This is a genomic window from Streptomyces tendae, assembly GCF_008632955.1.
Taxonomy (GTDB): domain Bacteria; phylum Actinomycetota; class Actinomycetes; order Streptomycetales; family Streptomycetaceae; genus Streptomyces.
Genome location: NZ_CP043959.1, coordinates 3360018 through 3383978, shown reverse-complemented (window position 1 = coordinate 3383978; position 23961 = coordinate 3360018). Strand labels below are relative to the sequence as shown.

Here is a 23961-nt window from a genome sequence, read left to right as displayed (position 1 = left end):
TCACTCGGTCGGGAGGGCCTGCATGGCCTTGATGAAGCCGTCCGTGTCGAGCTGTCCGTTGAAGAACTGCTGGATGGCCTTGTGCATGTTCGAGGCCGCCGACTGCGGGTACGCCTGGTCCCACGACAGCTGGAACGACGGCGCGTCGGCGACCAGGTCGTACTGGAAGCGCGAGTACTCGGGCGTCGCGGACGTCTCGATGAACTGGTCGGTGTTGGTGGTGGTGGTCAGGTTGCCGACGTCGAGCTGCGCCTTGACGAACTCGTCGGAGTACATGAGCTTGAGGAACTCGGCGACGGCCTCGGGGTGCTTGGTCTTCTTCAGCACCGAGTAGTAGTTGTTGGTGTTGCCGGCGACGTTCTTCGGGTCGCCCTTGCCGCCCGCGACGGCCGGGAAGGCGGAGTAGCCGAGGCCCTTCTCGGCGAACTCCGGGTGGTCGGTGAGCTGCTGGGAGTAGTACCAGGAGCCCATCAGCTCGAAGCCGGCCTTGCCCTGGGCGACCAGCGCGACCGAGCCGCCGTTGGTGTACTTGACCGAGTCGTAGTTCTTGCCGAAGGCGCCCGCGTCGACGAGCTCCCTGATCATCTTCAGGGCCTTCTTGCTCTCCGCGGACTCCCAGGCGCTCTTGTCGCCCTCGAGGGCCTTCTGGAAGAGCTCCGGGCCGGCTATGCGGTCGAACAGGTACTGGAACCACATCTGGGTGGGCCAGACGTCACCGCCGCCGAGCGCGATCGGCGTGACACCCTCGTCCTTCAGCTTCTCGACGGCGTCGAGCAGCTCGTCCCAGGTCTTCGGCGGCTGGACGCCCGCCTTCTTGAGGACGTTCTTGTTGTGGAAGAGCAGGACCGGCTGGGTGCCGCGCATGGGAATGCCGTACGGCTTGCCGTCGACGACCGCGTTGTTGAAGACGGACGGGAGGAACTTGCTCTCCAGCTCCGGGTTCTTCTTGATGGCGTCGTCGAGCGGGAGGAGCAGGCCGGCCTTGACGAAGGGCTTGATGCTGCCGCCGCCCCAGTTGAAGAAGACGTCGGGTGCCTGCGGGGTGCTGATGATCGTCTGAAGCTTCTGCTGGTAGTCCGCACCGGGGATGGTGTCGAGGACCGCCTTGACGTCGGACGTCTCGTTGAACTTGTCGACGACCTGCTTCTCGATCTTGTTGGTGGCGTCCCCGTAGACAAGGATATGGATCTTGCCGTCGTCCGCCGACGCCCCGCCGTTGCCGTCACCGCAGGCCGACAGGCTCAGGGCGAGGGCGAGCGTCGCACCGGTGGCGATCAGTCTGGGCAAGCGCGCACGTGTCTTCATCGTTCGCCTTTCGAAAGTTTCGGCTTCATCGCCGAAAGTCCATGCCGAGGGACAGTAGGTCAGACGGGAGTTGGGGTCAACGGTCGGTTCACGACTCGCCCAAACCGTTATCCAGACGCGGTGCTCTATCCTGCGGGTATGCGTGAAGACGACGAGGCGAGCGGGCGTGTCACCCTGGCTGCGGTAGCGAAAGAGGCCGGGGTTTCGATGCCGACAGTTTCGAAGGTGCTCAACGGCCGTTCGGATGTCTCACGCGCGACACGCGCCAAGGTGGAGAAGCTTCTGGACCTGCACGGCTACCGCCGGCGCGTCCAGCCCGCGACCCGTTACCCGCTCATCGAGATCGTGTTCCACGAGCTGGAGAGCGTGTGGGCGATGGAGCTGATCCGGGGCGTGGAGAACGTCGCGAAAGAGAATCGCGCCACCGTCGTCCTCACGGAGAGCGGCACCCGGCACACCCCCGACCCGGACTGGCTGCCGGGTGTGCTGCAGCGCCGGCCGCTGGGTGTGGTGCTGGTCTTCTCCAGCCTCCCGCAGGACATCAAACGCCAACTGCGGGCCGCCGCCATCCCGTTCGTCGTTATCGACCCGGCGGGCGACCCGGACCCGGACGTGCCCTCGGTCGGCTCCGCCAACTGGGCCGGAGGCCTTGCCGCCACCCGTCACCTCACCGAGCGGGGCCACCGGCGGATCGCCATCATCACCGGTCCCGAGGACATGCTGTGCTCCCTGGCGCGGCTGGACGGCTACCGCTCGGCCCTGGCCATGGCGGGCCTGGAGGTCGATCCGCGGCTGACCCGCTTCGGGGACTTCCACGTGCAGGGCGGCTTCGAGCGCGCCATGGAGCTGCTGGAGGGCCCCGACCGGCCGACGGCGATCTTCGCGGGCAGTGACCTGCAGGCGCTCGGTGTGCTGGAGGCGGCCCGGGTGAAAGGGCTGCGGGTGCCCGAGGACCTGTCGGTGGTCGGCTACGACGACGTACCGCTCGCCCAGTGGTCCAGCCCGCCGCTCACCACGGTCCACCAGCCGCTGCGGCACATGGCCGAGGAGGCGTCCCGGATGCTGCTGCGCCCGGACGTCACGGGCGGCGCGGCCCAGCGCATCGAGCTGGCGACCCGCCTGGTGGTACGGCAGAGCACGGCGCCGCTCGTCGGCTGACGCAGCCCCGCGGGCTGCCGCTGCCCGGCTCGGCCCTGCGGGGCGATACGGCGCGGCCCCCTGGGCTCGGCGCCCCCGCCCCCACAGACCCGGCACGCCTGAGCCCGGCGAGCTGGGCGCTGCTCAACCCCTACGGCCCGGTGCGGCCAGCCCTGCGCGTCGGTGCGGCCATGCCCGGCGGGCTCGGGCGCCGCTCAGCCCGGCGGGCTCGAAGCGGAACAGCACCGAGGGCCCCGGTGCAGCCAACCCTGCGCGGGGCATGCGGCTCTGCCCGGCGGGCTCGGCGCTGCTCAGCCCGATGGCTCGGCGCGGATCAACCCCTGCGGCCCCGTGCGGCCAGCCCTGCGCGTCGGTGCAGCTCTGCCCGAGGACTCGAAGCGAACAGCACCGAAGGCCCGGTGCAGCCAGCCCTGCGCGGGGCGCTACGACTCTGCCCGGCAGGCTCGACGCTGCTCATCCCCAAGGGCTTGAAGCGGAACAGCACCGAGGGCCCGGTCCGGATCAGTCCGCCGCGCCGCGCTCCTGGCGCAGGCGGCGCAGGACGACGGCCAGGTCCAGTGCGGCCGTCAGGGCGAGCACCCCGCAGACGACGGCGAGCAGCACCAGCGGGCCGGGTCCGGGGCTGTCCCCGGAGTCGGACCGGGCCGCCCAGACGCCGAACAGCACCGTCCCCGCGACGAACAGCGGCAGGAAGACGCAGGACAGCAGCAACCGCAGTCTCAGCGGGCTGCGCGCGGTGACCGGCTCGGTGCCGGTGCGCGGGTTCCTGCGGCCGATCGTGCCGGAGCGGGCCCGGGAGACCGGCTCGCGGCCGGAGCCGGTGCGGGGCTCCTGGCCGGAACCGGTTCGGCTGTCGCGCACGGCGGCCCACCTCCTTCCCACCTCGTGTGCGGGTCGGGTAGCCCTCGTGGCGGGCGGCAAACCGGCGGTCGCCTGGACCCGTGCGGCGCGGGTACCCGGACCCCCTGACCATGGCCGGAGGAGGTGGCCAGGCATGGTGAGCGCATCCGTGACGGTGCCGTCGGGAGCGCGGGGCCTACGCGGTGATCTGGAGATCCCCGCGGGGGCGCGCGGCATGGTGCTGTTCGCGCACGGAAGCGGCAGCTCGCGGCTCAGCCCGCGCAACCGGGCCGTGGCCGGGGTGCTGCGCGACGCGGGGTTCGGCACGCTGCTGCTCGACCTGCTGACCGGGGCGGAGGAGGACGAGGACGCGGCGACGGGCCGGCACCGCTTCGACATCGGTCTGCTGGCCGGGCGGCTGGCGCACGCCGTGGACTGGCTGGAGGGGCGGCCGGACGCCGTGGACCTGCCGGTGGGGCTGTTCGGGGCCAGTACGGGGGCGGCGGCCGCGCTGGTCGCGGCCACGGAGCGGCCTCGGCGGGTGGCGGCGGCCGTCTCGCGGGGCGGGCGCCCGGACCTGGCCGGAGACGCGCTGGGCCTGGTGGCGTGCCCGGTGCTGCTCGTGGTGGGCGGCGCCGACCACGAGGTGCTGGACCTCAACCGCCGTGCCGCCGCACGGCTGTCCGCCCCGCACCGTGTCGACGTGGTGCCCGGCGCCACCCATCTCTTCGCCGAGCCCGGCGCGCTGGAGCGGGTGGCCCAGCTGGCCGCCGGGTGGTTCGGCGAGCATCTGTCGTGAGCGAGCCCGGGCCGGTACCCGCGGGGCGCGGCGAGCCGCAGCGTGGTGCGCGCTGCGGCTCGCCGCCGGTCAGCCGGTGCTGCAGGAGACCGTCGGCCAGTTCCAGTTGCCGTTGGTCTGGATCGTCACCCCCCAGTTGTTCCCGCTGCCGTTCGGCCTGGCCACGAGGGTCTGGCCGTTGGGGTAGGAGGCGCTGACGTTCCAGGTGCTGAGGACCTTCGCCGGGGACGGCACGTTCATCGTCACGGTCCAGTTGCCGGAGCCGCCGACCGAGACGTTGAGGTTGTAGCGGTCGCCCCACTGCTGGCCGGCCGACAGGGTCGCGGTGCAGGCACCACCACCGCCGCCGCCCCCTCCCCCGCCGCCGGAGCCGTCGGGGGCGACCGCGCGGCCGGTCTGCGGGGAGATCATGCCGGCGCACAGCCCCCGGGAGGCCAGGTTCTGCGCGATGCGCGGAATGGCGGCGATGGTGTTGGCCGGCCAGTCGTGCATCAGGATGACCTGCCCGTCGTTCAGCCGGGAGGCGGCCTGCACGATGGCGTCGGTGCTCGCGTTGTTCCAGTCCTGCGAGTCGACGTCCCAGATGACCTCGGTCAGACCGTACTTGGCCTCCACCGAGCGCAGGGTGGAGTTGGTCTCGCCGTAGGGCGGGCGGAACAGCTTGGGTGTGCCGCCCCCGGCGCTCGCGATCGCCTGCTGGGTGCGGGAGATCTCCGAGTCCATCTGCGCCTGGCTGAGCTGGGTCATGTGGGGGTGGGTGTAGCTGTGGTTGGCGACCCACATCCCCGCGTCCACCTGCGCCTTGACCAGGGACGGGTTGGCGGCGGCGTTCTGGCCCTGGTTGAACATCGTGGCCCGCAGGCCGTTCTGCTTCAGCGCGTTGAGCAGGTTCATGGTGGATCCGGTGGACGGGCCGTCGTCGAAGGTGAGTCCGACGTAGCCGTTGCAGGCGGCCGCCTGCGCGGGGGCGGCGCCGACGCCCGAGGTCACGGTGCCTGCCACCGTCAGTGCGGCGACGGCGACACCCGGGACCAGGTACCGGGTGACCGGCTGTCGCTTTCCGGTGCTCATGTGTGGGGGTCCTCCTCGTACGGGGATCAGCCTGCGCTGCAGGAGACCGAGGGCCAGTTCCAGTTGCCGTTGGTCTGGATGGTCGCGCCCCAGTTGTTGCCGCTGCCGTTGGACCGGGCGACGAGGGTCTGGCTGTCGGGGTAGGAGGCGCTGACGTTCCAGGTGCTGAGGACCTTCGCCGGGGACGGGACGCGCATGGTGACGGTCCAGTTGCTGGAGCCGCTCACCGAGACGTTGAGGTTGTAGCGGTCGCCCCACTGCTGGCCGGCCGACAGGGTCGCGGTGCAGCCACCACCGCCACCACCGCCGCCACCGCCACCGCCGCCACCGCCGGAGCCCTCGCTCACGGTGATGTTGGAGTTGCCGCTGCTCTGGTAGCCCTCGGTGGCCATGATCATGTAGTTGTGGCTGCCCAGGTTCATGCCCTTGCTCGCCCAGGCGTCGAAGTGGTTGCCGCTGGTGATGGTGCCGCCGGTGCGCTTCTGCTGGCGGACACTCCAGTACTGGTCGAAGGTCCTGGTGCCCTCGATCGAGGGGGCGTTGTACCGGGTCGTCTTGTAGATGTCGTACGTGCCGCCGTCGCTGGTGACGGTGCCCTTGTACTCGCCGGTGGGCCGGTAGGTGCCCCAGTTGTCGACGATGTAGTACTCGACCAGGGGGCCGGTGGTCCAGCCGTAGAGCGTCAGGTACGCGTTGCCGGACGGGTTGAAGCTGCCGGAGTAGTTGACGGTCTTGCGCCCGCCGGTGCTCCAGCCCTTGCCGGCCACGAAGTTGCCGGTGTTGCTCCACTGGGTGCTGTAACCGCCCCCGGAGCCCAGGTCCATGGAGACCGTGCCCTGGGCGTCGGTCCAGAAGGAGTACCACCAGCCGTTGTTGGTGCCGGTCTGGTTGCTCGTGATGACCGGGGCGGCGGTCGCCGTGCCGGTGAGGAGCAGCGCGGTGAGGGCGGCGAGAGCGATCGTCCAGACGCTCTTGACGCTCATGATCAGCCGGCCGCGTCTGCGGCTGCCGGGTGGTGAGGACACGTGCATGGGTGGCGCCTCCTGTTACGGCTCGATGGGGAGGTCGATGCCGTGACAGTGTTGGTCTGAGCGCGTCAACCGTCAACGGTTTCGGTGCGAGTTTCGAAAAGTTCGAGTGACCGGCGCCCGTCACGGAAAGAAATAACACCAGCTCAACAGGTCTATGGAAGCGCTTGAGTTGTGAAGCACCGGATATGCGCCGTCATGCGAGCCGAAGCTCGATCAGTTCCCTGCGAAACTTTCGTAGGACTTTTTCAGGGGCCCAGCGGCAAGCCACCGGTACGGTCGTCGCCTCACTGGAGAAGGCAACGGCCGTACCGACGGCGTGGAGTGAGCAGACGTCAGGTCGGCGTCGTCCAGCGGGGGGCCGTCTCCGCCCACGCCGTCTCCCATCCGGCCAGATCGCGCCGGCGCAGGACAGCCCCGACGACGGCGTGCGCGGCGGCGCCGGCGAGGGCGACGCCGATGGCGGCCAGCAGCGCCCAGCCCATCGCGCGGCTGCGCACCTCCTTGCCGCCCAGGGGCGCCTCGGTGGCCTTCCCGTCGGCGGTGATCCAGACGCTGACGGTGCTCCCGGCGGTCAGTCCCGGCCACACCTCCGCCCGGGTGGTACGGGTGCGCCCCTCGCGGGTGACGACCCGCACCTCGACCGGGTAACGGGTCTTCTTCTCTTCGTCCGAGCCCGGCTCGGGATGCCGGGGCGCGTCCGCGATCAGGGTCGCGTCCGTCAGATGACGCGTCTGCTGCTGGTGGCGCGCCGCGTCCCGGTAGTGCCGGTGGGCGGCGTCGCCCACCACGACGGCGGCCACGGGCGCCACGGCCAGTACGGCGGTCAGCACCCCGAGCCCCAGCCAGGCCCGCGCCACGTCGGTGCGGCGGCGCAGCGGGTTGCGCCGCCACCGCCGGCACAGCGGGCGCGGGGGCGGGGCGGGGGGAGGCTGTGCCGGTGGTGTCTCGGCCGCCACGTCACGTCTCCTTCCGGTGAGGGGGCCGCAGGCGGAGGGGTGGGTCAGCGGGTCCCGCCGGCCGACGGGTGGTGGTGCGCGGCGGCCAGCAGGCCGGCGGCGCCCCGGACGGCGGCGGTGTGCGGCGACGGCACCGGCTGGACCGCGCAGCCGAGGCCGCCGGGCAGCCCGCCGGTGATCTCGGGGCGCAGCGCGCCCCCTCCGGCCAGCAGCACACCCCGGCTCAGCGCGGTGCGGGTGAGCGAGGTGCGGTCCTGCCGCAGCATCGCGGTCACCATGCCGATCACCGCCTCGGTGACGAGTTCCGGCGGGGTGCCGTCGCCCAGGTCGGCGGTGCCGAGGGCGGTGCGGCGGGCGTCGGTCACCGCGCCGTCGGTGAGCAGCACCACCTCGGTGAGGTGCGCGCCGATGTCCACGACCAGCAGCGGCCGGATGTGGTCGACGCTCGCGGCGAGCGCGACCGCCCGCGCGCCGGGGACCGTCAGTACGGCGCGCGGGCGGAGTGCTTCCACGGCCGTGCGGGCGGCGGCCCGGAAGGCGAGCCCGTCGAGGACCGGGGCGGTGACGACGACCAGCGGGCGGCCGATCCTCGGCATCCGGTGTCCGAGCAGCCGGTCCAGCATGCGAGCGGTGCCGGGGACGTCGACGATGGTGCCGCGCTGGATGGGGTGGACGGCCCCCGAACCGGGGAACGTCACGGTCGGTACGTCCAGGACCATGCCCCGTCCGGCGATCCACGCGCGAGTGCGGGCGCTGCCCAGGTCGAGAGCGATACCCGAGCAGCGCCTGCACAGCGGCCAGTGCCGGTGCCGTACGGGACCCGGCCGGGGGCGCCGGATCACGGTCACCGGCCGGCCTCCCGCACCTGCTGGCAGCGCCCGCAGTAGCGGGCCTGGGGGACGATCAGCAGGCGGTGGCGTTCGACCGGGCGGCGGCAGAGGTGACAGACGCCGTAGGTCCCGGAGTCCATCCGGGCCAGCGCCTCCTCGACGTCGGCGAGCACCATGCGGGCCGACGCCGCGAGCTTGACGCCGACCTCGATCTGCGCGGCGTCCTCCCGCCGGCGGCGGTCCTCGGAACGGCTCGCGAAGGCGAACTGGCGCAGCTGTTCCCGTCGGAACAGCAGCTGCTCGTGCAGGTTCTCACGGAGCGCGGTGAGGTCCTCGGCGTCGAGGACCCCGTCGTGCTCGCCGATGGTCTGGTGGGTCACCACTGCACCCCTCGGGCAGAGCGGGAAGGACGGACGGACAGCGGGTTCAGGACGCCCGGCGCTGGCAGGCGACGCAGTACCGGGTGTGCGGGAGGATCTCCAGCCGCTCCGGCGGCACGGGCTTGGAGCAGCCCAGGCAGTCGCCGTAGGTGCCGGCGTCGACGCGGGCGAAGGCCTCGTCGATCTCCGTGAGGACCCGCTTGATGGCGTCCTTCTGGTTGGACATCAGGTGGTCGCCCGGACTGTCCCCGCTTTCGTCCAGCGCCTTGAGCTGAGCGAGCCTGGTCGTCCGGGCGTGCTCCAGACGCCGGCGGACCTCGTCCGCGGCGGGGTTCGCGGTACGGGGTTCGGTGCGGGGCAGGTCGAGCGACACGGCTTTCCTCCTGGGGAGACGTAGGGGATGACGCTTCCACCATGGCCGCTCGCGCCGCCCGCGCCCATTGGGCGTGGGACCCATCTGTGCCGGGTCCGACGACCCACCCCGGCCGGCATGGGTCCGGCGGACGACGGGAAATGGGGCGCGGGGCCCATCGACCGGGGCGGGGTGTCCGGGGCAGGCTGGCCGGTGTCCGCCGGGACCAGGGGGTCGCTGCCGCATCAGGGGCCGCGGTGACCGACAGTAGAGGCAGACGAGGAAGAGGAAGGCGTGACCTCCGTGTCCCTGTACTGGCGGATCTTCGGGCTCAACGCCGTGGTGCTCGGCAGCGCCACGGCTCTGTTGCTGTGGGCTCCGGTGACCGTGTCCGTGCCGGTGCTGCTGACGGAGGCGGTGATCCTCGTCGGCGGTCTGGTCGTGATGCTGGTGGCCAACGCGGCGCTGCTGCGCATCGGGCTGGCCCCGCTGGACCGGGTGACCCGGCTGATGACCACCGTCGACCTGCTGCGCCCCGGTCAGCGTCTTCCCGTGCGCGGGGGCGGTGAGGTGGCGGAACTGGTGAGCACCTTCAACGCGATGCTGGAGCGTCTGGAGGGGGAACGGGTCGCGAGCAGCGCGCGCGCCATCCTCGCCCAGGAGGGTGAGCGGCGCCGTATCGCCCAGGAACTGCACGACGAGGTCGGGCAGAGCATGACGGCCGTGCTGCTGGCCCTGAAGCGGGCCGCCGACGAGGCGGAGGAACCGCTGCGCGGCGAGCTGCAGCAGGCGCAGGAGATCACCCGCGGCAGTCTGGACGAGGTACGGCGGCTGGTGCGCCGGCTGCGCCCCGGCGTGCTGGACGACCTCGGCCTGGTGAGCGCGGTGACGTCGCTGACCACGGAGTTCTCCACCCACACCGGACTGCGCGTGGTGCGCCGCTTCGACCCGGACCTGCCCCCCCTCGACCACGAGACGGAACTGGTGATCTACCGGGTGGCGCAGGAGAGCCTGACCAACGCCGCCCGGCACGCCGAGGCGCGGCGGGTGGAGGTGGCGCTGCGCGGCACCGACCGGGGTGTCGTGCTGGAGGTGGCCGACGACGGGCGCGGCATCGGGGCCGCGCGGGAAGGTGCGGGACTTCGCGGAATGCGTGAACGCGCCCTGCTGATCGGGGCCACGCTGGACCTCTGGAGCCCGGACGAGGTCTCCCGAAAAGGAACCGGTACCCGAATCCGGCTGACCGTGCCCGCCGTCAGGAAGCAGTCATGAACGACCAGGACATCCGTGCCGACCGCCCCGCGGACACGATCCGCATCCTCCTCGCCGACGACCACGCCCTGGTACGGCGCGGGGTCCGGCTGATCCTCGACCGGGAGCCCGACCTGGAGGTGGTCGCCGAGGCCGGTGACGGGGCGGAGGCGATCGCCATGGCCCGCACCCACGACGTGGACCTCGCGGTGCTGGACATCGCCATGCCGCGGCTGACCGGTCTGCAGGCGGCGCGGGAGCTGACCGCGCTGAAGCCGGGGCTGCGCATCCTGATGCTGACGATGCACGACAACGAGCAGTACCTGTTCCAGGCGTTGAAGGCGGGGGCGGGCGGCTACGTGCTGAAGTCCGTCGCCGACCGTGACCTGGTCGCCGCCTGCCGGGCGGCGATGCGGGACGAGCCGTTCCTGTACCCGGGTGCGGTGACCGCGCTGATCCGCAACTACCTGGACCGGGTCCGGCACGGCGAGGAGGCACCCGAGCAGCTGCTCACCCCGCGCGAGGAGGAGGTGCTGAAGCTCGTCGCCGAGGGCCACTCGTCGAAGGAGATCGCGGAGCTGCTGTTCATCAGCGTCAAGACGGTGCAGCGGCACCGGGAGAACCTGCTCCACAAGCTCGGTCTCCGGGACCGTCTGGAGCTGACGCGGTACGCCATCCGCGCGGGGCTCGTGGAACCTTGACCGCCCACGCCCCGGGCCGTGCCGCCCGTCTTCCGCTCCGAGCCGCCGCGGCCGTCCTGGCCGCCTTCGCGGCCGTCCTGCTGACCCTCGGTTTCACCCCCGGCACGACCCCGCCTCGGCCGTCACCGCTCCCCGGCGGCCCCGCCTACTTCCCGGCGTCCCCCGGCACCCCGACGTACTCCTCGGGCACCCAGCCGCACAGCGACGAGGCGTACGTCGCCGCCCGGACCGTACTGACCCGGCCGGAACGGGACGACGGCGAGCGGAACCTGTTCGCCGGGCCGCTCCTGTTCACGCCCGCGTACACGCCGCGGGTCCCTCCCCGGCCGGCGCGGCCCGCGCCCTCGGCCGGGCACGCGCCGCCCGCCGCCGCGCATGTACCGGCGGATCTGGGGCGGGCCCCGCCCCCTGCCTCCAGCACCTGAGCCGTCCCCTTCCGACCTTCCGCGTGCCCGCCGACGGGCACGTGTGCCTTGCTGGAGGCATCTGTGAAACGTCCCGCCCGCGTCAGGGCGTTGTTCGCGCTTGCCGTGATCGCCGTGTCCGTGTTCGTCGCCGTCACCGTTCCGGTCCGTCTGGGACTGGATCTGCGCGGCGGCACCCAGATCGTGCTGGAGACCCGTTCGACCGAGACGCTCGAGGCCGACTCCGAGGCCACCGACCGCACCCTGGAGGTCCTGCGCGGCCGGGTCGACGCGCTGGGCGTCGCCGAGCCGGGCATCGTCCGCTCCGGTGACAACCGGATCATCGTCGAGCTGCCGGGGGTGCAGGACCCGCGGCAGGCCGCCGACGTGCTGGGCCGTACCGCGCAGCTCTCCGTCCACCCCGTCCTCGGCCCCGGCGCCGCGGACGGCCGGGCGCTGCCGAAGGGCGAGCGCGTGCTGCCCGACGAGGCGGGCGAGCGGCTGCACCTGGGCGGGGCCGCGCTCAGCGGCCAGGACGTGAAGAGCGCCGAGGCCCGCTTCGATCCGCAGAGCGGTGCCGGCTGGCACGTCACCGTCGACTTCGCGGACGGCAAGGGATGGGCCCGGCTGACCGGTGAGGCCGCCTGCCATCCGGCGGGCGACCCGCAGCGGCGGGTGGCCATCGTCCTCGACAACAAGATCATCTCCTCGCCGCAGGTGGATCCGTCGGTGGCCTGCGGGGCGGGCATCACCGGAGGGTCGACGCAGATCACCGGTTCCTTCACCAGCGACGAGGCGAAGGAACTCGCGCTCCTCGTGCACGGTGGTGCCCTGCCGGTGCCGGTGGAGACGGTGGAGCAGCGGACGGTCGGCCCGACGCTGGGCGCCGAGGCCATCCGGGCCAGCGCCTGGGCGGCCGTAGCCGGTACCGCCCTGACGGCGCTGTTCGTCGTCGTCGTCTACCGCCTCATGGGCCTGCTCGCCGTCGTGGCCCTGCTCTGCTACGGCCTGATCTCGTACGCCGGTCTGGCGGCGCTCGGCGCGACCCTGACCCTGCCCGGTCTCGCCGGTTTCGTGCTGGCCATCGGCATGGCGGTGGACGCCAACGTGCTGGTCTTCGAACGGGCCCGGGAGGAGTACGCGAAACGCAACCGGCCCAGCGGGCGCTCGGCCCTGACCGCCGGTTTCAAGGGCGCGTTCAGCGCGATCGCGGACTCCAACGTGACGACGCTGATCGCGGCGGCGCTGCTGTTCGTGCTCGCCTCCGGGCCGGTGAAGGGGTTCGGCGTCACGCTGGGCATCGGTGTGCTGGCGTCCATGATCAGCGCCCTGGTGATCACCCGGGTGCTCGCGGAGTTCGCGGTGGCGCGCCGCTGGGTGCACCGGCGTCCCGGTGTCACGGGGCTGGCCTCCGTCGGCCGGGTCCGCGCCTTCCTCACCCGACGCGACCCGCAGCTGATGCGCCGCCCGCGCCGCTGGCTGGCGGTGTCGGCCGTGGTGCTGGCCGTCGCCGCCGCGGGCATCTTCGTACGCGGGCTGAACTTCGGTGTGGAGTTCACCGGCGGCCGGCTGATCGAGTACTCCACCGAGCAGACCGTCGACCCGGACCGGGCGCGCGCCGCCCTCGCCGACGCCGGATTCCCGCAGGCCGTCGTGCAGTCCTCCGGTGACAGCGGTCTGACGGTGCGGACGGAGGAGCTGACCAACGAGGAGGCGGTCAAGGTGGCCGAGACCGTCGCCGAGGTCGGCGGCGGGGCGGAGAAGGTCCGCGACGAGCTGATCGGCCCGAGCCTCGGCGACGAGCTGCGGCGCAACGCGCTGATCGCGCTCGGCCTGGCGCTCGCCGCCCAGCTGCTCTACCTGGCGGTGCGGTTCCGGTGGATGTTCGGCACCGGGGCGGTGGCCGCGCTGGCGCACGACGTGGTGATCGTCACCGGCATCTTCGCCTGGCTGGGCAAGCCGATCGACGGCGTGTTCCTGGCGGCGCTGCTCACCGTGATCGGCTACTCGGTGAACGACTCCGTGGTGGTGTTCGACCGCATCCGGGAGCTGTGGCGCAAGGACGCCAAGGCACCGCTCGCGCAGGTGACCAACCAGGCGATCCTGCAGACGGTGCCGCGTACGGTGAACACGGGCATCGGCGTGATCTTCATCCTGGCGGCGCTCGCGCTGCTGGGCGGTGACTCGCTCACCGACTTCGCGCTGGCCCTGCTGATCGGCATGCTCGTCGGCACGTACTCGTCGGTCCTGACCGCCTCCCCTCTGGCCATCGAACTGGACGCCCGCGCGGGCGGACGCAAGGGGGGCCGCAAGCGGAGCGGCGGCTCCCGGAAGCCGGCCTCCGGCGCCGGGGAGCGACCGCGACGGCCGGCGGCGACGAGCCACCGGCCGTAACCCACGCGCTATGCCGCCGCCGGCCATGGAAGCCGACGGCGGCATAGCGCCCCCTCGGGGGCGCGGGGAACGGCGCGAGCGACCCCCGCGCACCCGCGGCGCTCCCCGCGACGCCAGGCACCCTCACACGGGCACCTCCGCCGCCCCCTCCTCCTCGGTGAACTGGGTCCGGTGGAGCTCGGCGTAGCGGCCGTCCGCTGCCAGGAGTTGTTCGTGCGTTCCGCGTTCGGTGATGTGGCCGGCCTCGACGACCAGGATCTGGTCGGCCGCACGGACCGTGGACAGGCGGTGGGCGATCACCACCGCCGTCCGCCCCTCCAGCGCCTCCCCCAGTGCCTCCTGCACGGCCGCCTCCGAGGTGTTGTCGAGGTGGGCCGTCGCCTCGTCGAGGACGACCACCCGCTGCCGCGCCAGCAGCAGCCGCGCGATCGTCATGCGCTGCCGCTCACCGCCGGAGAGCCGGTAGCCGCGTTCCCCGACCACCGTGTCCAGCCCGTCGGGCAGCGCCCGCACCAGCGTGTCGAGGCGCGCCCGCCGCAGCGCGTCCCACAGTTCGGCCTCGTCCGCGTCCGGCCGGGCCAGCAGCAGGTTGGCGCGGACGGTGTCGTGGAAGAGGTGACCGTCCTGGGTCACCATCCCGACGGTGGCCCGCAGCGACGCCGCGCTCAGGTCGCGGACATCGGCGCCGCCCACCCGCACCGCGCCCGAGTCGACGTCGTACAGCCGGGGCAGCAGGGCCGCGACGGTCGACTTGCCGGCGCCGGAGGAGCCGACGAGGGCGACGGTCTGCCCGGGTTCGGCGCGGAAGGAGATGCCGTGCAGCACCTCCTCGCCGCCGCGCGTGTCGAGGGTGGCGACCTCCTCCAGGGAGGCCAGGGACACCTTGTCGGCGGACGGGTAGCCGAAGCGGACGTCGTCGAACTCCACCGCGACCGGGCCCTCGGGGACCTCACGCGCGTCGGGCCGCTCCCGGATGAGGGGTTCGAGGTCCAGCACCTCGAAGACCCGCTCGAAGCTGACCAGCGCGCTCATCACCTCCACCCGCGCCCCGGCCAGCGAGGTCAGCGGCGCGTACAGGCGGGTCAGCAGCAGCGCGAGCGCCACCACCGCGCCCGCGTCGAGGGCGCCGGACAGGGCGAGCCGGCCGCCGAGGCCGTACACCAGGGCGAGGGCGAGGGCGGAGACGAGGGTGAGCGCGGTGATGAACACCGTCTGGGCGGTGGCCGTACGCACCCCGATGTCCCGCACCCGGCGGGCGCGTTCCATGAACTCCTCGGACTCCTCCTCGGGCCGCCCGAACAGTTTCACCAGGGTGGCGCCGGGCGCGGAGAACCGCTCCGTCATCCGCGTCCCCATGGCCGCGTTGAGGGCGGCGGCCTCCCGCTGGAGTCCGGCCATACGGCGGCCCATGCGGCGGGCCGGGATCACGAACACCGGCAGCAGCACCAGCGACAGCAGGGTGATCTGCCAGGACAGGGTCAGCATCACCCCGAGGGTGAGCACCAGGGTGACCATGTTGCCGACGACCGTCGACAGGGTGGTGCTGAACGCCCGCTGGGCGCCGATCACGTCGTTGTTGAGACGGGAGACGAGCGCTCCCGTACGGGTGCGTGTGAAGAACGCCACCGGCATCCGCTGCACATGGTCGAAGACCGCCGTCCGCAGCCCCAGGATGAGGTCCTCCCCGAGGGCCGCCGACAACCTCCGCCCCAGTACGCCGAGGACCGCCTCCACCACCGCGATCAGGGCGATGAGCAGCGCCAGACGCACCACCATGGCCGGATCCCCGTCCGACACGACGGTGTTCACGACCCGCCCGGCGAGGACGGGGGTGGCGACGGCGAGTGCCGCGGTCGCCGTGCCGAGGAGCACGAACAGGACCAGCCGGCGGCGGTGCGGGCGGGCGAAGGCGCCGATCCGGCGCAGGGTGTCCCGGGTGACGGGGCGGTGCCCCTCCTCGGCGGTCATGACGCTGCGCAGTTGTGCCCACGCGGTGGTCTCCATGCTCATGGACGTGACGCTATGACCTCAAGCATGATTGAGGTCAAGGAGACGGCCGTCCCGCCGGCCCGGCGCGCGAACGGGGGTCTTCGCCGTGCGTCCGGCCTGTCGCAACCCGCCGTTCGCGCGGACCGGTCATCCTCGGGGGCCATGACGGTGACGATCCGCCGTGTGCTGTGCGTACTGCCGCTGCTCCTCGTGACCGTGGTCGCGGTGCGGCAGCGGGCGGTGTTGTCCGAGGGGTTCGGACTGCTGGCGACCGCGCGCTGGCCCTGGCTGCTGGCCGCGGCCGGCCTGACGTGTCTGACGTGGGTGGCCGCCGCGTGCACCCGGCAGGGCGCGGTCCTCGAACGGCTGCCCGGGCGGCGGCTGTTGGCGACCCAGTTCGCGGCGGGCGCGGCGAACCACCTGTTGCCCACGGGGCTGGGCGCGAGCGCGGTCAACCTGCGCTTCATGGCCGTGTGCGGGCTCAGCCCGGCCCGGTCCTCGGCCGCGCTGGCGCTGTATCTGCTGGCGGAGTGCGTCGGGCGGGTGGGCCTGCTGGGCGCCTTGCTCGTGGTGTTCCCGGACGCGCTGCCGTTCGGCTCGCTGCTGCCGGACGAGGTTCCGGTCGGGGCGTTCCTCGTCGGGGGCGCGGTGCTGGCCGGCGTGGTGGGCGCGCTGGCCTCCGTACGGCGGGTGCGGACGGTGGTGGGCGGGTTCCTGCGGACGGCGTTGGGCGAGGCGCGGTCGGTGCACGTCCGTCCGGCGCGGGCGCTGGCGCTGTGGGGCGGGGCGCTGGCCTTCCCGGCGCTGCAGGCCGGCGTACTGGTGCTGGTGGCGCAGGCGTTCGGACTGTCGGTACCGGCCGCGCACCTGGCGGTGGCGTATCTGGCGGCGACGGTGGCGGTGGCCCTGGTACCCACCCCGGGCGGGATCGGCTCGGTGGAGGCGGCGCTGGTCGTGGCGCTGGTGGCGGTCGGCGGGGCCGCGGCGGTGGCCACGGCGGTGGTCCTGGTCTTCCGCCTCATCACGGTATGGCTGCCCTTGCTGCCGGGCGCGGTGACGCTGGCGGCACTGGTGCGGCTGAAGGTGATCTGACGGGAGTTGGTGCCCACGGTCCCCGGTGGGTGGGTGCGGACAGTCTCCCCGGTGGGGCGCGTGCGGGCGGTGCCGGTGGGGTCGGGTGCTGAGGAGGCTCCCGGGGCGGGCGGAGTCCAACGGGGGTTCGCCGTGGGGGCCGGGGCCGACCCCCGGACCGAGGGTGGGTCGGGTGCGGACGAGGCTCCCGGGGCGGGCGGAGTCCAACGGGGGTTCGCCGTGGGGGCCGGGGCCGACCCCCGGACCGACGGAGGCCAACTAGGGTCCGCCGTGGGGCCGGGGCTGACGGTTTCCCCGGCGGGGACAGAGGGTGGCGGCGTCCCCGATGCGGGCGGCTGCCGACGGTCGCCCACCGGGCGGGCAGCCGCCGAGGTGGGGTCGGCGCACCAGGCGGCTCCTGTCTGTTGCCTGACGCGGGCCGTCGAGAACGGCACATGCGGCGCGGGGCGCGGCTGCTGGGGGCAGTCCGGCGACCGAGGGCGGGTGCGGAAGGTGATCCGGCGCCCGGGCGGGGACTGCCGGTGATACCGACGCGCGCGGGCGGTGACCCGGCGACCGGGTCACCGCCCTCGAGGTTGATCCGGCGCGCGGGTGGATCATCCTGCGCCCGGGGCGGGTAACGTCCCGGTCCCAGCCATGGAAGGGACCCTGTCATGCCCGTACGGATCGAACGCCGGGGAGCCGTCACCACGGTCGTGCTGTCCCGCCCCGAGGTGCGCAACGCGGTGGACGGGCCGACGGCCACCGAACTCGCCGACGCCTTCCGGGCGTTCGAGGCGGACGACGGAGCGCGGGTGGCCGTGCTGTGGGGCGAGGGCGGCACGTTCTGCGCGGGCGCCGACCTGAAGGCGCTGGGCACGGAGCGCGCCAACCGGGTCGCCGAGGACGGTGACGGGCCGATGGGGCCGACCCGTATGCGGCTGTCCAAGCCGGTGATCGCCGCGGTGTCCGGGCACGCGGTGGCGGGCGGGCTGGAGCTGGCGCTCTGGTGCGATCTGCGGGTGGCCGAGGAGGACGCCGTCTTCGGCGTGTACTGCCGCCGTTGGGGCGTGCCGCTGATCGACGGCGGCACCGTACGGCTGCCCCGTCTGATCGGCACGAGCAGGGCCATGGACATGATTCTCACCGGACGCCCGGTGGCCGCGGCCGAGGCGTACGCGACGGGGCTGGCCAACCGGGTGGTGCCCACGGGGCGCGCCCGCGCCGAGGCGGAGGAACTGGCCGCCGGCCTGGCCCGGTTCCCGCAGGCGTGCCTGCGGTCCGACCGCGCCTCGGTGCTGGAGCAGGAGGGGCTCGACGAGGGAGCCGCGCTCGCCGGCGAACTGCGGCGCGGTGCCGGGGTGTTGGCGCAGAGCGCGGACGGCGCGGCCCGGTTCGCGTCGGGAGCCGGCCGGCACGGCTCGTTCGACGGCCTGTGAGACCGGCCGTGGTACGAACTGCCTCTCGGGATACGGCAGGATGAGCGTTCGGTGCCGGTCGCAGGTCGCAGCGGGTGCGGCACCGGTGAATCCCGTATACCTCGAGCAGGTGACATCACGTGACACGACTTCACATACGGCCCCCGGCCCAGGAGACACGGCCGTCGGCCCAGGGGTGCGCGGGGGGTGAGCGGTGACCCGCTCCCTCACCGTGGACGATCTGGCGCACGCCGGAATCGCCCTCGCCGCCGGTGTCCTGGCGGCGTTCCTGCTCCGGATGCTGCTGCGCTGGCTGGCGCGGCACGCCGAGCGCACCGCCTGGCGCGGCGACGACGTCCTGGTGGACGCGCTGCGCATGGTCGCGCCGTGGGCCGCCGTCGCGGGCGGTGCGGCCTCCGCGGCGGCGGCGCTGCCGCTGACCCGGGCCGTGCAGCACACGGTCAACCAGGTGCTGACCCTGACGGTGATCCTCGTCGCGACCGTGGCGGCCGCCCGGGTGGTGGCGGACCTGGTCCGGTCGGTCACCCAGTCGCGGTCCGGCGTGGCCGGGTCGGCGACGATCTTCGTGAACATCACCCGGATCCTGGTCCTCGCCATCGGCTTCCTGATCGGGCTGCAGACGCTGGGCATCTCCATCGCCCCACTGCTCACCGCCCTGGGCGTCGGCGGTCTGGCGGTCGCGCTGGCGCTGCAGGACACGCTCGCGAACCTCTTCGCCGGCATCCACATCCTCGCTTCCAAGACCGTGCAGCCCGGGGACTACATTCGGCTGAGCAGCGGCGAGGAGGGCTACGTCGAGGACATCAACTGGCGTCAGACGACCGTGCGTGAGCTGTCCAACAACCTGGTGGTCGTGCCCAACGGCCAGCTCGCCAAGTCCAACATGACCAACTTCATGCGGCCCCAGCAGCAGCTGACGATCCTGGTGCAGGCCGGGGTGTCGTACGACAGTGATCTGGAGCATGTGGAGCGGGTGACCATGGAGGTCGTCGCGGACGTGATGACCGAGATCACCGGTGCCGTGCCGGAGCACGAGCCGGCGGTGCGCTTCCACACCTTCGGTGACTCGCGCATCGGGTTCACCGTGATCCTCGGCGTCGCCGAGTTCAGCGACCAGTACCGGATCAAGCACGAGTTCATCAAGCGCCTGCACCGGCGCTACCGCGAGGAGGGCATCCGGATTCCGTCCCCCGCCCGGACGGTCGCCCTTCAGCAGGGGACGGTGCTGATTCCGTCCCAGCGGGACGGGTCGACGGCGGTGGACGACATGACCACGGGGCGGCCGGTCTGACGGACGTCGGCGGGCCGCAGCAACCGCTGGACGCTGCGGCCCGGCGCACCCGCCGGCGGCGGGTTTCGGGGCTCCGCCCCGGGCCCCGTTCGCGCGGTTCCCCGCGCCCCCACGGGGCGCTCCCGCGGAAACTCCGCGTGGACCCCTGTCGAGCCGCGGGCCGTCACAAGATATCTTGATGTCGAGCAATGTTGCAGACGTGGAGCGGAGCACCCGGTGACTGACTCGACCATCATCTATACGCACACTGACGAGGCCCCGGCCCTGGCGACGTATTCCTTCCTGCCGGTGGTCCAGGCGTACGCCTCGCAGGCGGGCGTCTCCGTGGAGACGCGGGACATCTCCCTGGCCGGACGCATCATCGCCGTGTTCCCGGAGTACCTCACCGAGGACCAGCGCATCCCGGACGCCCTCGCCGAGCTCGGTGAGCTGGCGAAGACCCCCGCGGCCAACATCATCAAGCTGCCCAACATCTCGGCCTCGATCCCGCAGCTCAAGGCCGCGATCGCCGAGCTGCAGGGGCAGGGCTACGCGCTGCCGGACTACCCGGACGACCCGAAGACCGACGAGGAGCGCGAGATCCGCGCCCGCTACGACAAGATCAAGGGTTCCGCTGTGAACCCGGTCCTGCGTGAGGGCAACTCCGACCGCCGCGCCCCCGCCTCGGTCAAGAACTACGCGAAGTCCCACCCGCACCGCATGGGCGCCTGGACCGCCGAGTCCAGGACCAACGTCGCCACAATGGGCCAGGACGACTTCCGCTCCACCGAGAAGTCGGCCGTCATCGCCGAGGACGGTGCGCTGCGCATCGAGCTCAAGGGCGACGACGGCTCCACCACCGTGCTGCGCGAGTCGGTGCCCGTCCTCAAGGGCGAGGTCGTCGACGCCTCCGTGATGCGTGTCGCCGCGCTGCGCGAGTTCCTGACCGCGCAGGTCGCCCGCGCCAAGCAAGAGGGCGTGCTGTTCTCCGTGCACCTGAAGGCCACGATGATGAAGGTCTCCGACCCCATCGTCTTCGGCCACGTGGTGCGCGCCTTCTTCCCGAAGACGTTCGCGCAGTACGGCGACAAGCTGGCCGCGGCCGGTCTCACCCCGAACGACGGCCTCGGCGGCATCTACAAGGGCCTGGAGAGCCTGCCCGAGGGTGCCGAGATCAAGGCGTCCTTCGACGCGGAGCTCGCCGAGGGCCCGAAGCTGGCGATGGTCGACTCCGACAAGGGCATCACCAACCTGCACGTCCCCTCGGACGTCATCGTGGACGCCTCCATGCCGGCCATGATCCGCACCTCCGGTCACATGTGGGGCCCCGACGGCCAGGAGGCCGACACCCTCGCGGTGCTCCCGGACTCCAGCTACGCCGGCGTCTACCAGGCCGTGATCGACGACTGCCGCGCCAACGGCGCCTACGACCCGTCCACCATGGGCTCGGTCCCGAACGTCGGTCTGATGGCGCAGAAGGCCGAGGAGTACGGCAGCCACGACAAGACCTTCGAGATCCCCACCACGGGCACCGTCCGTCTGGTCGACGGCAACGGCGACGTGCTCATCGAGCAGGCCGTCTCCGCCGGTGACATCTTCCGCGCCTGCCAGACCAAGGACGCCCCGATCCGCGACTGGGTGAAGCTGGCCGTCACGCGCGCCCGCGCCACCGGTGACCCGGCCGTCTTCTGGCTGGACGAGACCCGCGCGCACGACGCCAACCTGATCGCCAAGGTCAAGGAGTACCTGCCGGAGCACGACACCGAGGGCCTGGACATCCGGATCCTCAACCCGGTCGAGGCGACCAAGCTGTCGGTGGAGCGCATCCGCCGCGGCGAGAACACCATCTCGGTCACCGGCAACGTGCTGCGCGACTACCTGACCGACCTGTTCCCGATCCTGGAGCTGGGCACCAGCGCCAAGATGCTGTCGGTGGTCCCGCTGATGGCGGGCGGCGGCCTGTTCGAGACGGGCGCCGGCGGCTCGGCGCCGAAGCACGTGCAGCAGCTGGTCAAGGAGAACTACCTGCGCTGGGACTCCCTCGGTGAGTTCTTCGCGCTGGTGCCGTCGCTGGAGCAGTACGCCGAGGCCACCGGCAACACCCGCGCCAAGGTCCTCGCCGACGCCCTCGACCGCGCCACGGCGACCTTCCTCAACGAGGACAAGTCCCCGACCCGTCGCGTCGGCGGCATCGACAACCGCGGCAGCCACTTCTACCTGTCCCTGTACTGGGCGCAGGAGCTGGCCGCGCAGACCGAGGACGCGGACCTCGCGAAGGCCTTCGCCCCGCTCGCCGAGACCCTCGCCGCCAACGAGGCGAAGATCGTCGAGGAGCTGAACTCCGTCCAGGGCAAGCCCGCCGAGATCGGCGGCTACTTCCAGCCCGACCCGGCCAAGGCCGCCGCGGTGATGCGTCCGTCCGCCACGTGGAACGAGGCGCTGGCGTCCCTCAGCTGACCCGGACACCCCTGCGCTCCGCCCCGGCCGGCGACCCGCCCGGCCGGGGCGGAGCCCTGTCCGGGGTCCGGCTCCCCTCGGTCCGGCTCCTCGGGGTCCGGCTCCCCCGGGCGGTCGCTCGAGGGCAGTTGTCAGTGGCGTGTGGCACCTTGATCGTCCGTAACCACCGACAGCACCTTCGGAGCAGCGCATGACCGTCGTGCCGCCCTCGTTCGACCTCCTTCCCGGGGACCCCGCCTCCCCGGTGATCCTGCACGTGCCGCACTCCGCCCGGGAGATACCGGCCGACGTCCGGTCCGGCATCGTCCTGGACGACGCCGCGCTGGAGCACGAGCTGGACCACATCACCGACGCGCACACCGCGTCGATCGCGGATGCGGCGGCCCGCGCGGCCGGCGTCACCCCGTGGCGGTTCGTGAACCGGCTCTCGCGTCTGGTCGTGGACCCCGAGCGGTTCCCGGACGAACGGGAGGAGATGCTCGCCGTGGGCATGGGCGCGGTGTACACGCGGACCACCCACAAGGACGAGCTGCGGCCGGACGGCTTCGACGCCGCCCCGCTGGTCGAGCGGTACTTCCACCCGTACGCGCGTGCCATGACGGAGGCCGTGGCCGGCCGGCTCGCGGCGACCGGGCGGTGCGTGATCGTCGACGTGCACTCCTACCCGAGCGCGCCGCTGCCGTACGAGCTGCACGCGGAGGGGCCGCGGCCCGGGGTGTGCCTGGGCACCGACCCGTTCCACACCCCGCCCGCACTGCTCGCCGCCGCCCGTGAGGCGTTCGCGCCGTGCGGGGAGACGGGGCTGGACAGCCCGTTCGCGGGGACGTACGTGCCGCTCGCGTTCTATGGCAGGCGGGCGGAGGTGTCCGCGCTGATGGTGGAGATCCGCCGTGACACCTACATGACCGAACCGGGCGGCCCGGCAGACGAGGGCCTGCCCCGCCTCGCGGCGGCACTCGGCACGCTGATCGACGCGGTCTGACGCCGCGGGGGCCGCCGCGGCAGCCGAGGCGCTCCCCCGGACCCGCCGCCCGACACCGGGGCCCGCGCCGAGCGGGGCCGGTCCACGGCGGACAGCCCCAGGTCCACGGCACCGGGTCCGCGGCGGACGGCCCCGGTTCCGCATCCGACAGCGCCCGGTCAACAGGCGGGCAGCGCCCGGACCCCCGTGTTCGGGTCGGTCAGACGCGGAGCCACTCCGTGACGACCACGTCGTCGTCGGTGCGCAGGCGCAGGGCGAACGGGCCGGACGGGGTGGTGTCCGCGGTGAAGCGGCCCATGTCGTCGGCCGTGAACGACGCGGCGGGCCGGGGGCCGTCCAGCACCTCGATGCGGGCGGGCCCCGGCGGCAGCACCTGGCCGATCAGTCCGTTCCCGGTCACCTCCACGTCCAGGGTGACCTCGCCCGCCGTGAACGTCAGCATGCGCGCCGTGTCCGCCGCCCCCCGCACGGGGATCGCGTCGGCCAGCGAGTCGAACGTCAGCTCGGCGACCCGGGCGTCCAGGTCGACCAGCGTGAAGGCGTCGACCGCGCTCTGGAGCAGCGCCGCGGGCACCGGGTCCAGGACGGCCGCGGCCTGCCGCAGCTCCTCCTCCAGCAGTTCGTCGTCCACGTCGGGACCCTGGAGCCCTGTCCCGTCCCTCATGTCGTCCATGCCGCTCACGTCGTCCCCCGTGACTCGAGCCGGGCCCGCAGCCGGCGCAGACAGCGCTGGCGCATCGGCCCGATGCTGCCCACCGCGATGTCGAGCGCGGCGGACACCTCCTGATAACTGGGCGGCGGCGAGGCGATCAGCACGCGCAGCAACTGGCGGCAGCGGTCGCCGAGTTCCTCGAACTCCTGCCACAGCCGCCGTACCCGCTCGCCCTGCGCGGCCGCCTCCTCCGACTCCAGCAGCGACTGTTCCGGTTCGCCGTCCTCGCTGACCCGGTCCAGCAACTGCGGGTCGTCCGTCAGCACCAGCCGGCGCGCGCCGCGGTGCACCTTCAGGCACTCGTGGCGCGCGGTGCTGGCCAGCCACGAGCCGGCCTTCTCCGGCTCCCGGATGCGGCCCAGGTGCTGGGTGAAGCGGAACCACACGGTCTGGTAGACCTCGTGGGCGTCGGCGTCGGAGAGCCGGTGCGCGCGCACCACGGACCACACGAGCGGGCCGAGCCCTTCCACGATCGCCTTCCAGGCCGCCGCGTCGCCGTCGACAGCGGACCGGACCAACGCGCCGACTTCCGAACGCTCCACGGTGCCACCCCTCGTGTACGGCACGTC

At 72.7% G+C, this 23961-nt stretch carries 22 protein-coding genes; 11 read left to right on the top strand and 11 right to left on the bottom strand.

Features of this window, described 5'->3' with window-relative positions:
• Entirely contained in the window at positions 1–1305 is a 1305-nt protein-coding gene (locus F3L20_RS15560) for an ABC transporter substrate-binding protein (RefSeq protein WP_150154899.1), read from the bottom strand.
• A gap of 138 nt (positions 1306–1443) precedes the next feature.
• Between F3L20_RS15560 and F3L20_RS15555 the strand changes: the two genes are divergently transcribed.
• Positions 1444–2463 carry a LacI family DNA-binding transcriptional regulator gene (locus tag F3L20_RS15555; RefSeq protein WP_150154898.1) on the top strand — a complete coding sequence of 340 codons (1020 nt, stop codon included), beginning with the start codon at positions 1444–1446 and terminating at the stop codon, positions 2461–2463.
• Between the two features lie 501 nt (positions 2464–2964).
• On the opposite strand, the gene F3L20_RS15550 is transcribed toward F3L20_RS15555, so the two are convergent.
• Complete coding sequence (locus tag F3L20_RS15550) at positions 2965–3324, bottom strand: DUF6343 family protein (RefSeq protein ID WP_346768110.1); 360 nt, start codon at positions 3322–3324, stop codon at positions 2965–2967.
• Positions 3325–3457: 133 nt separating this feature from the next.
• Here F3L20_RS15550 and F3L20_RS15545 point away from each other — a divergent pair, with 133 nt between their 5' ends.
• A complete protein-coding gene (locus tag F3L20_RS15545) occupies positions 3458–4102 on the top strand; it encodes a dienelactone hydrolase family protein (RefSeq protein WP_150154897.1) in 645 nt (214 codons plus the stop codon).
• Between the two features lie 69 nt (positions 4103–4171).
• Here F3L20_RS15545 and F3L20_RS15540 read toward each other — a convergent pair whose 3' ends face one another.
• The 6 genes from F3L20_RS15540 to F3L20_RS15515 all read right to left on the bottom strand — a co-directional run bounded on the left by F3L20_RS15540 (position 4172) and on the right by F3L20_RS15515 (position 8743).
• Positions 4172–5173, bottom strand: a complete 1002-nt coding sequence (locus F3L20_RS15540; RefSeq protein WP_150154896.1) for a polysaccharide deacetylase family protein — start codon at positions 5171–5173, stop codon at positions 4172–4174.
• Positions 5174–5199: 26 nt separating this feature from the next.
• Positions 5200–6204 carry a glycoside hydrolase family 11 protein gene (locus tag F3L20_RS15535; protein ID WP_150154895.1) on the bottom strand — a complete coding sequence of 335 codons (1005 nt, stop codon included), beginning with the start codon at positions 6202–6204 and terminating at the stop codon, positions 5200–5202.
• Between the two features lie 332 nt (positions 6205–6536).
• Positions 6537–7160, bottom strand: a complete 624-nt coding sequence (locus F3L20_RS15530) for an Rv1733c family protein (RefSeq protein ID WP_150154894.1) — start codon at positions 7158–7160, stop codon at positions 6537–6539.
• Between the two features lie 44 nt (positions 7161–7204).
• Entirely contained in the window at positions 7205–8008 is an 804-nt protein-coding gene (locus tag F3L20_RS15525) for a rod shape-determining protein (protein ID WP_150154893.1), read from the bottom strand.
• On the bottom strand, positions 8005–8373 hold the full coding sequence (locus F3L20_RS15520; protein ID WP_150154892.1) for a TraR/DksA family transcriptional regulator: 369 nt from the start codon (positions 8371–8373) through the stop codon (positions 8005–8007). The genes F3L20_RS15525 and F3L20_RS15520 overlap by 4 nt, the downstream gene beginning before the upstream one ends.
• Before the next feature lie 43 nt (positions 8374–8416).
• Positions 8417–8743, bottom strand: a complete 327-nt coding sequence (locus F3L20_RS15515; protein ID WP_145824878.1) for a TraR/DksA family transcriptional regulator — start codon at positions 8741–8743, stop codon at positions 8417–8419.
• Between the two features lie 273 nt (positions 8744–9016).
• Between F3L20_RS15515 and F3L20_RS15510 the strand changes: the two genes are divergently transcribed.
• The 4 genes from F3L20_RS15510 to secD all read left to right on the top strand — a co-directional run bounded on the left by F3L20_RS15510 (position 9017) and on the right by secD (position 13472).
• On the top strand, positions 9017–9994 hold the full coding sequence (locus F3L20_RS15510) for a HAMP domain-containing sensor histidine kinase (RefSeq protein WP_206338901.1): 978 nt from the start codon (positions 9017–9019) through the stop codon (positions 9992–9994).
• Complete coding sequence (locus F3L20_RS15505) at positions 9991–10674, top strand: response regulator (protein ID WP_024883663.1); 684 nt, start codon at positions 9991–9993, stop codon at positions 10672–10674. Before F3L20_RS15510 ends, F3L20_RS15505 begins: the two co-directional genes overlap by 4 nt.
• On the top strand, positions 10671–11099 hold the full coding sequence (locus tag F3L20_RS15500) for a hypothetical protein (protein WP_150154891.1): 429 nt from the start codon (positions 10671–10673) through the stop codon (positions 11097–11099). The genes F3L20_RS15505 and F3L20_RS15500 overlap by 4 nt, the downstream gene beginning before the upstream one ends.
• Positions 11100–11162: 63 nt before the next feature.
• Positions 11163–13472 (top strand): protein translocase subunit SecD, encoded by a 2310-nt coding sequence (gene secD, locus F3L20_RS15495; protein ID WP_167534531.1) that lies wholly within the window; start codon positions 11163–11165, stop codon positions 13470–13472.
• 123 nt (positions 13473–13595) lie between these two features.
• Here secD and F3L20_RS15490 read toward each other — a convergent pair whose 3' ends face one another.
• The gene (locus F3L20_RS15490) at positions 13596–15476 is read right to left on the bottom strand and encodes an ABC transporter ATP-binding protein (RefSeq protein WP_150157353.1); all 1881 of its coding nucleotides are present in this window, start codon (positions 15474–15476) and stop codon (positions 13596–13598) included.
• A gap of 147 nt (positions 15477–15623) precedes the next feature.
• Between F3L20_RS15490 and F3L20_RS15485 the strand changes: the two genes are divergently transcribed.
• The 5 genes from F3L20_RS15485 (at position 15624) to F3L20_RS15465 (ending at position 22680) form a co-directional block, all read left to right on the top strand.
• A complete protein-coding gene (locus F3L20_RS15485) occupies positions 15624–16553 on the top strand; it encodes a lysylphosphatidylglycerol synthase transmembrane domain-containing protein (protein ID WP_150154889.1) in 930 nt (309 codons plus the stop codon).
• A gap of 653 nt (positions 16554–17206) precedes the next feature.
• Positions 17207–17971, top strand: coding sequence for a crotonase/enoyl-CoA hydratase family protein (locus F3L20_RS15480; protein WP_150154888.1), 765 nt, complete (start codon positions 17207–17209; stop codon positions 17969–17971).
• 193 nt (positions 17972–18164) lie between these two features.
• Positions 18165–19262: a mechanosensitive ion channel family protein gene (locus F3L20_RS15475; protein ID WP_167534530.1), complete on the top strand. Its 1098-nt coding sequence runs from the start codon at positions 18165–18167 to the stop codon at positions 19260–19262.
• Positions 19263–19478: 216 nt separating this feature from the next.
• Complete coding sequence (locus F3L20_RS15470) at positions 19479–21698, top strand: NADP-dependent isocitrate dehydrogenase (RefSeq protein ID WP_150154887.1); 2220 nt, start codon at positions 19479–19481, stop codon at positions 21696–21698.
• Between the two features lie 190 nt (positions 21699–21888).
• Positions 21889–22680 carry an N-formylglutamate amidohydrolase gene (locus tag F3L20_RS15465; protein ID WP_150154886.1) on the top strand — a complete coding sequence of 264 codons (792 nt, stop codon included), beginning with the start codon at positions 21889–21891 and terminating at the stop codon, positions 22678–22680.
• A gap of 199 nt (positions 22681–22879) precedes the next feature.
• Here the strand turns inward: F3L20_RS15465 and F3L20_RS15460 are convergent, their stop codons facing one another.
• Together F3L20_RS15460 and F3L20_RS15455 are read right to left on the bottom strand one after the other, a co-directional pair.
• Entirely contained in the window at positions 22880–23353 is a 474-nt protein-coding gene (locus tag F3L20_RS15460; RefSeq protein WP_150154885.1) for a hypothetical protein, read from the bottom strand.
• 5 nt (positions 23354–23358) lie between these two features.
• Entirely contained in the window at positions 23359–23934 is a 576-nt protein-coding gene (locus tag F3L20_RS15455) for an RNA polymerase sigma factor (RefSeq protein WP_150154884.1), read from the bottom strand.
• Positions 23935–23961 lie beyond the last annotated feature (27 nt).